The sequence below is a fragment of the Butyrivibrio sp. WCE2006 genome (assembly GCF_000701985.1).
In the GTDB taxonomy this organism is placed as follows: Bacteria; Bacillota; Clostridia; order Lachnospirales; family Lachnospiraceae; genus Butyrivibrio.
Genome location: NZ_JNKH01000075.1, coordinates 1 through 5,153, shown reverse-complemented (window position 1 = coordinate 5,153; position 5,153 = coordinate 1). Strand labels below are relative to the sequence as shown.

At 37.0% G+C, this 5,153-nt stretch carries 9 protein-coding genes; all 9 read right to left on the bottom strand.

Annotated elements, in window-relative coordinates:
* On the bottom strand, window positions 1–358 hold a 358-nt coding region (locus T501_RS19125; RefSeq protein WP_044917088.1), incomplete at its 3' end, for an AAA family ATPase.
* 160 nt (window positions 359–518) lie between these two features.
* Complete coding sequence (locus T501_RS19120; RefSeq protein WP_044917087.1) at window positions 519–1,130, bottom strand: hypothetical protein; 612 nt, start codon at window positions 1,128–1,130, stop codon at window positions 519–521.
* Window positions 1,131–1,155: 25 nt separating this feature from the next.
* The gene (locus T501_RS19115) at window positions 1,156–2,262 is read right to left on the bottom strand and encodes a hypothetical protein (RefSeq protein ID WP_044917086.1); all 1,107 of its coding nucleotides are present in this window, start codon (window positions 2,260–2,262) and stop codon (window positions 1,156–1,158) included.
* Window positions 2,263–2,325: 63 nt separating this feature from the next.
* Window positions 2,326–2,463, bottom strand: coding sequence for a hypothetical protein (locus T501_RS21665; protein WP_156094529.1), 138 nt, complete (start codon window positions 2,461–2,463; stop codon window positions 2,326–2,328).
* A gap of 19 nt (window positions 2,464–2,482) precedes the next feature.
* The gene (locus T501_RS19110) at window positions 2,483–2,950 is read right to left on the bottom strand and encodes a hypothetical protein (protein WP_044917085.1); all 468 of its coding nucleotides are present in this window, start codon (window positions 2,948–2,950) and stop codon (window positions 2,483–2,485) included.
* Window positions 2,947–3,420, bottom strand: a complete 474-nt coding sequence (locus T501_RS19105) for a hypothetical protein (protein ID WP_044917084.1) — start codon at window positions 3,418–3,420, stop codon at window positions 2,947–2,949. The genes T501_RS19110 and T501_RS19105 overlap by 4 nt, the downstream gene beginning before the upstream one ends.
* Complete coding sequence (locus T501_RS23060) at window positions 3,383–3,580, bottom strand: hypothetical protein (RefSeq protein ID WP_156094528.1); 198 nt, start codon at window positions 3,578–3,580, stop codon at window positions 3,383–3,385. Before T501_RS23060 ends, T501_RS19105 begins: the two co-directional genes overlap by 38 nt.
* Before the next feature lie 269 nt (window positions 3,581–3,849).
* On the bottom strand, window positions 3,850–4,641 hold the full coding sequence (locus T501_RS19100; protein WP_044917083.1) for a DUF4253 domain-containing protein: 792 nt from the start codon (window positions 4,639–4,641) through the stop codon (window positions 3,850–3,852).
* 2 nt (window positions 4,642–4,643) lie between these two features.
* Complete coding sequence (locus tag T501_RS19095; RefSeq protein WP_044917082.1) at window positions 4,644–5,096, bottom strand: hypothetical protein; 453 nt, start codon at window positions 5,094–5,096, stop codon at window positions 4,644–4,646.
* Window positions 5,097–5,153: the final 57 nt, after the last annotated feature.

Sequence of the window (5,153 nt, the reverse complement as noted above, 5' to 3'; positions counted from 1 at the left end):
AATGATATTCCCCAATTCTTCTCTCATAAATCAGACTATAGAACGCTTTCTGTACCTCCTGGGAGCACGCATTAAGCTCATCAAGAAAAAGCACATAAGGTTCCTTCCTTGCTATCATTTTGGGCGGCAGAAATTCAGAAGTTTCTCCTCTGATCTGAGGGATACCAATAATATCCTCAGGAGCCAGCTGGCTTCCAAGTAATGAAACACACTCAAGTCCCACCTCCATAGCAAACTCTTCTACAAGTGCTGACTTTCCTATTCCCGGTGCACCCCAGATATACACCGGACGTACAGGTGCTATATTAAGCAGAATTTCTAATAGTTCCTGCTGATTTACTGTTATAGGTAAATTCATTATTTCTATTTCTCCTTAATAACTAATTCATACTGTCTCAGCATTATTTTATAAGACGTAAACTATGACTTCACTAAACTGCTGGTTTAAACGCCCTAAAAAAGCAAGAAGAGGACCTTCGTCCTCTTCAAAATCATATTAGTATCCGTATTTTTGATGATTAACCTTCTGTCTCCAATATTACAAATTCCTTCGTTTCATCATACTCATCCTCAAAATCCATCAAACCATCCAAGATCAACCTAAGCTGATGAGCTTTATATTCTGCGCAGCTGTAATCAGGATAAGCAAAATACATATAGTCTCCTGCAGAATTTGGAACATATTCTTCTCCAAAATCGTCAATAGCCTTCTCTGGTTTACCAAACTGTAATTCTGAAGCCACCATACCATTATATGTAACCGGATCCAACCTGTCATAAAACACATCGGAGTCCTTGTCCTTCATATATTTCACAACATCTTTTATCAAGAAATATCCTGTTTTCACAAAGTCACCTGTTGGCAATTCAGACACCTTACAATACTTTGGCTCCGGACAATAATCTTCCTTTAAGCACCCAGCAAAATGATTTGTATTCCGAAGCTCATCAGAATACATCTCACTTGGAATCGTAATAAAATGATCACTAAATTCTTCATCAAACGATTGAGAATAATCTAATACACAGGCAATATTTTCTTTATCCTTTCTTGTATAAGGTCCATAGGGATAAATCTTATTATCCTTTTTATCAATATAGCCAATATAATAATAGTAATAGTACGACATAAATCATTTCTCCTTGCTATTTTCATTATTTAGGGAACCCTGACTTCCCCCGTTTCTTGCACAAACGAATTGCCTCCGCATAATCATAGAAATTGGTGAGCTTTTTAGGAAGCATCAGTCCATTTAATTCTATATGCTCGAAATATATGCACGGATTCTCCGAAAGCAATTCCTTCCACTCAGGCACTAGCATCTTCAACTCCTTTTTTAAACCCCCATCATCTTCCTTGATATATGAAAACTCCATGATCAATTCACCTTTTATATAACCTCCCCACCGAAAGCGCGGAAGCCCATCATAAAAGTATTCAAAGATCATTCTCTCTAGATCTGAAAAATCAGAGTTCTCAGTCCACTTATATATTGCCATGTTTGGAGCCAAGCAATCGTCTGCCATGCAAAAACTGTCTCTGACAAAGTAAAGATTTACATTAACAGCCACAAGCGTGCATCCATCCTGAATTTTATATCTGTGAATATTTTTCTCATCATAATATTCTTTCAGATTTAACTGATCAAAATCATCTTCATATACATAAAAATAATGGGAGCTACCAAAATGATGTTTTCTTTCTGCTATTATTCTATACACCCCATCCGCTTTCACCCTATATATAAAACTGGGGCGATAAAAAAACATCTTCCAAGTGCGTTTCTCTTCATCATTAAATTCATCACTTAATTCTTCCTTGAAAACGTCCAAAACCTTCCAATCAGTCCTAAGTATGGTCAGCGTATCTCCAACATTCTTCCCTACTAGTTCGCCTTCGATGTATCCTGCATCATCTTTACCAAGCTTCTCAATGCACAATTTGTCATAGTCCCGATTACGTTGATATCCGTCCTCAATATTTCTCAGCTTCATAATATCTATTTTCTTGGCTTCCTCAGTATAATAAACACCAACATACTGTCCATTTCTCACAGCTATACTAAGTTCAGATGACATATCGCAATAAGGACATTCATAGATAAAATCATAAAAATAATTTCTATTCCCCTTATCTATATAATCTCCCAGCAAGAAATCTGCCAGAACATTCTCATATTCCTTTGTCTGCTCTTCAAATTTTACTTCCCTATTACAGCAGGGGCACGTATATGTTCCCCAGAAGGTATCAAACATCCCCATAGCAAAACCTCTTCTAATTACAACAACATCCCGCCTCTAAAAGTAAACCCTTAATTCTGAGCTTCACGGTCCATGGATATCTATCCTTTTGTCTTTTTTCTCTTTTTTCTCTACTCTTTTTCCAAAGAAGCCCAACTCTTCCATCGCCGAAATAATCCCTAGAATCCCGCCTATAATCACAGCAATTACCAACGCTAACATTCCTGTTTCCCCTCATTTTTCATAGTAATTTATATTTATTTATGAGCCAGTCCTTTATCTTACGCATAGAAACATCTTCCCTGCTCTTAACCCACTTTTTTACCTGTTGCTTACATTCATCTAAAATGCAATCATCAGCCATTGTTGATAGAAACTCAAACATTTCAAGGGGATGCTCCAGCTTCTTTTCATCATTCATAGCTTTATTGGTCATAAGCTTATATAATGATTCCTTCTTATCATAAGATAGCTTTTCATTCTTATAGATATTCTCTTCAATTTGTCTGGGCTCTATGAACTCAGAAGCAGTAATATGACTCAAGCCAACTGCATCCTGCAGCAGTTCTATTCTTTTTTCCATATCGATATCAAGCGCAAACAGTACATTCATTGCCCCCTCGACTTTGCCAGATATTTCTCCCTGCCATCTTGCCAAATCTAAGGCCTTATCCATTTCTTCCTTAAAGTCCTTAACTTCACTAGTCATAAACTATTCCTTTCTAATTCCTGTCTTTTCTTGTTTTGCTTTCTAATTCGTTTTCTGGCCGCCTTTACCTCATCCGCCTCAATAGAGTGAATTAAGAAAATGCCAAACACTCCTCCCAAAAAGCAAAACATACCCATGACCAAATTAAAGATTCTATACCCTGCAGCTCTCCAGACACTCACTTCAGGTTTATTCTTAATGTATTTTACTAATGTTGTTTTTCCAGAGCGAATTGTCATTAAAGGCTGAACATATCCTGTATATTCCTTTCCTTCAACAACGTAAGTATAGGCATTATTCGAAGTTGCTTTTCCATCTGTAGTAGCATTGCATAACACTAACGCATCATACTCCTCCACAAATGTAGGCAAGGCCATAAGAAAAAGTATCAAAATTAATATCCACTGTGGAAAAATTTTGAATAACCATGTTTCAAAATCCAGTAGTATTAGCAAATTCGTCTTTCTCATTAAATAATTCCTCTAATAGTCGTGTTTCTCTTATGCTGCCAGTTCTATAATAGCCTTCATCTTCGGATAGCTTTTTTTCAGGTGAGTATAATACTCGTGCCCATTTTTCTCTCCCAGTACTCGCAAACAATATTTGTAAAAATCCGCCTTCCCTGGGCATTCTGAAATACCATCTATTGTCAGATTAACCATCTCCTCAATTGCGTCAGCACCTGTGCAATCTTTAATAATCTTATAAAACTCGCCGTAAACATAATCAGGCGTTGGAGATGGATTCTTTGGAGAAGCGCCAACTTTATCAGCTTTATTAACATGAAATTTTCAAGATCAACAAGATACGTTCCCATTCCCAATTCCTCACATCTTCTGACAACTCTATCGAAATGTCATATTGCATAATTACTTTTTAACCATTTCTCATTCGCTAATTTAATCCCACCATAGTGTCCAAGTATGGCTACCTAAAATGTTCTTTGCTGCTTCTTCATAATCACAATAAATATCTCCGTCAGCGATAATCAGTGTTCTAGCAGCAGACTCAATATCTACTTTATCCATAAGCGGTTTTTCAAGGTAATATATAAGCCTATCAACTCCTATATACATAATCCTAGCCTCATACTTTTCATATAATTCCTTAGCAAGAGCTATTTGGCAGTATGCGGAGGGGCACCAATTAAATCCTCCCATAGGAAACCACGCTAGCGCTTCCCATGGATTCGTGATTGGAAGAAGCGCAAATACATAATTGTCAAAGCAAAGCCTTTCTTGCCCGTATTTTGAATTCACTTCGTCTTCATCAAATATTCCAAATACTTCTTTTTCTTCAGCATTCTGATACAAGCATTTGTATTCATTCGAAAGCGGAGGTTCTAATTCCTTTAGGCAAACTTCTACATCCTCTTTGGTCGCACACCAATCAAGTTTATAGTCATAAAGCATGCGCCCAAGCCATACATCAAAGCAGCAATGATTAGCTCTATACAACCTCCAATCTATATCTTTTTTATAGTCCTCCTTACTTTCAATACGATGATCGCTCAACCTTTCAAGGTAATCGAATTCATGATCCTTTTTGATAAGAACTGGACAAAGACCGGTATTCTCGCTCTCCTTTACTAATTTCCGGTATAGCCTATAGTTTTCTTCATTATCTTCTTGTAAATTACCGGAATAAATAGCTGGAATACATTCAAAAACATTCTCCACACTCAACTTCATACTTAATCTCCATCCCATACTCCATCTGGCCTTAGCTCCGCAAAAGCAATCAACTGATACAAAGGTTTAACCGCATTTGCTGCAGTTGGAGTCCAGTAGTCCTTAGCCAAAATAGATTCAGTTTCTACCTTCCTCTGTATTCTTTCAGCCATATCCTTTAACATTGGAATCGATTCTGCACCAGTTTTACCATAGATTCCTCTAATTCCCTGATTTTTATATTGTCCTTCGTCATCTTCTCCATAAAATCTATCATCACCTTCCGCTGCTTCAGAATAATAACGGCTATAATTATAAGTAATATTCAGCCATGCCTCAGTTATTGGCTTAACTGAAAATTCACCTGTTGCTTCATCATATTCAGCGCAACAAGTCCCACCTGCCATAACATGCTTTACCGGCAGATCTATGGTTTCACCTGTTGACTTTTCTTTTAAATAAATATCATAGCTCATTTGTACTCCTCTTCAATTCAACGTCATCTCATATATCAATCATAGATGACCTTTCTC